This is a genomic window from Mesorhizobium sp. M1E.F.Ca.ET.041.01.1.1 (assembly GCF_003997355.1).
Lineage (GTDB): Bacteria > Pseudomonadota > Alphaproteobacteria > Rhizobiales > Rhizobiaceae > Mesorhizobium.
Genome location: NZ_RZSL01000855.1, coordinates 1 through 1,979, shown reverse-complemented (window position 1 = coordinate 1,979; position 1,979 = coordinate 1). Strand labels below are relative to the sequence as shown.

At 61.2% G+C, this 1,979-nt stretch carries 2 protein-coding genes and 1 pseudogene; all 3 read right to left on the bottom strand.

Annotated features, from left to right (window positions below):
• Positions 1-873: pyruvate dehydrogenase (acetyl-transferring) E1 component subunit alpha (gene pdhA / locus EOA38_RS35080; protein ID WP_127301375.1), on the bottom strand; the 873-nt coding region annotated here is incomplete at its 3' end.
• A 176-nt stretch (positions 874-1,049) separates the two neighbouring features.
• Positions 1,050-1,373, bottom strand: coding sequence for a septum formation initiator family protein (locus EOA38_RS35075; RefSeq protein WP_126094060.1), 324 nt, complete (start codon positions 1,371-1,373; stop codon positions 1,050-1,052).
• A 154-nt stretch (positions 1,374-1,527) separates the two neighbouring features.
• A pseudogene (gene eno, locus EOA38_RS35070) lies at positions 1,528-1,979 on the bottom strand (phosphopyruvate hydratase); the annotation flags it as partial.

The following is a 1,979-nucleotide window of genomic DNA, read 5'->3' as shown; positions in this document are numbered from 1 at the left end:
CTCCGAGCGCATCTTCTGCACTTCCTCCTTGGAGCGGTACTTCGCCGGATCGGACATCGAGTGGCCGCGATAGCGGTAGGTCTGCATTTCAAGGATCAGCGGCCCGTTTCCGGCGCGGCACCAATCGGTGGCGAGCTCGGCGGCCGACTTCACTGCGCGGACATCCATGCCGTCGACCTGGATGCCGGGGATCTTGAAGGATGCGCCGCGATGCGAGAAATCGGTCTCGGCGGACGAGCGCGACACGGACGTGCCCATGGCGTAGCGGTTGTTCTCGATGATGAAGATCACCGGCAGCTTCCACAGCGAAGCCATGTTGAAGCTCTCGTAGACCTGGCCCTGGTTGGCGGCGCCGTCACCGAAATAGGTCAGCGAGACATTCTTGTTCTCACGATAGCGGTTGGCGAAGGCGAGCCCGGTGCCCAGCGACACCTGCGCGCCGACGATGCCGTGGCCGCCGTAGAAATGCTTCTCCTTGGAGAACATGTGCATGGAGCCGCCCTTGCCTTTCGACAGGCCGCCGCGGCGCCCGGTGAGCTCGGCCATGACGCCGCGCGGCGAAAGCTCCATCGCCAGCATGTGGCCGTGGTCGCGGTAGGCGGTGATCATCTGATCGCCTTCGATCAGCGCCATCTTCATGCCGGTGACGACGGCTTCCTGACCGATATAGAGGTGGCAGAAGCCGCCGATGAAGCCCATGCCGTAGAGCTGGCCGGCCTTCTCCTCGAAGCGGCGGATGAGCAGCATGTGCCGGTAGGCGGAAAGCTCTTCTTCCTTGGTGAATTCGGCTGGCTTTGGTGCGGAAAGGTTCGGCGATTTGCCGTCGGATTTGGATTTGGATTTGGCAGGCGCTTTTCTGGCGGCGGTGGCCATGCATCACTCCCTGTTGGCGTCTCTTCGCGGACATTTCAGGGAGAGCGATCGCCTCCCCACCGATTTGAGCGAGGCTAACACGCAAGGGTGCATTGCGCCATGCTGAAAAATGCATGGCTGGCATGCGTCTAAGCGACTAGAATCATTGCGAATAAGTTCGATTAACCGGAATTCGGTTATTTCGTCGAGGCAGGCAGCATGATGGTGATTTCGTCGGGCTGCGAGAGATTGAGCGCCTTTCGAGCCTGTTCGTCAAGCATGTCCTTTTCCAGCGTGCCTTCATGGAGGAGCTGGACGCGGCGCTCGAAATCGACCCGGCGCGCCTTGACCGCGTCGAGCTGGGCCTGCAGTTCGGCCGCCTGGGCCTGCAGCCGATACTTGGAATAGATGCCGAATTCGCCATGATAGGCATGGAAGCCGAAATAGGTCAGGAACAGCACGCACAACGACGGAATGATCAGCCGGCCGGTGTTTCTCTTCTTGTGCTGACGTGTCCACATGACCCGAACCCTCGCGGCCGCGAACGCAAGCGGCCATTTGAGTCTTTTTCGCCCGATTGTGCTTAATGGACGGTTACGGCCGGTCGGGTCGAGGTTTGCAAGAACAAAAAAGGGCGGGATGTCCCCGCCCTTTTATGGTTCCAAATGAGCCGGATCAGCCTTTGATCACCGACTTGCCCGCGTAGCGCGCCTGCCTGCCGAGCTCCTCCTCGATCCGGATGAGCTGGTTGTACTTGGCCATGCGGTCCGAGCGCGACAGCGAGCCGGTCTTGATCTGTCCGCAATTGGTGGCGACGGCGAGGTCGGCGATGGTCGAATCCTCGGTCTCGCCCGAGCGGTGCGACATGACGGCGGTATAGCCCGCCTTGTGCGCGGTCTCGACGGCGTCGAGCGTCTCGGTCAGCGAGCCGATCTGGTTGACCTTGACCAGGATCGAATTGGCGACGCCCATGCGGATGCCGTCGCGCAGCCGCGCCGTGTTGGTGACGAAGAGGTCGTCGCCGACGAGCTGGGTCTTCGTGCCGATCAGGTCGGTCAGTATCTTCCAGCCCTCCCAATCGTCCTCGGCAAGGCCGTCCTCGATGGTGATTATCGGATAGTCGGAGG

Bases quoted from the DNA above. Each gene is read 5' to 3' on its own strand.
- EOA38_RS35075 (WP_126094060.1), bottom strand. From the start codon at position 1,373: ATGTGGACACGTCAGCACAAGAAGAGAAACACCGGCCGGCTGATCATT.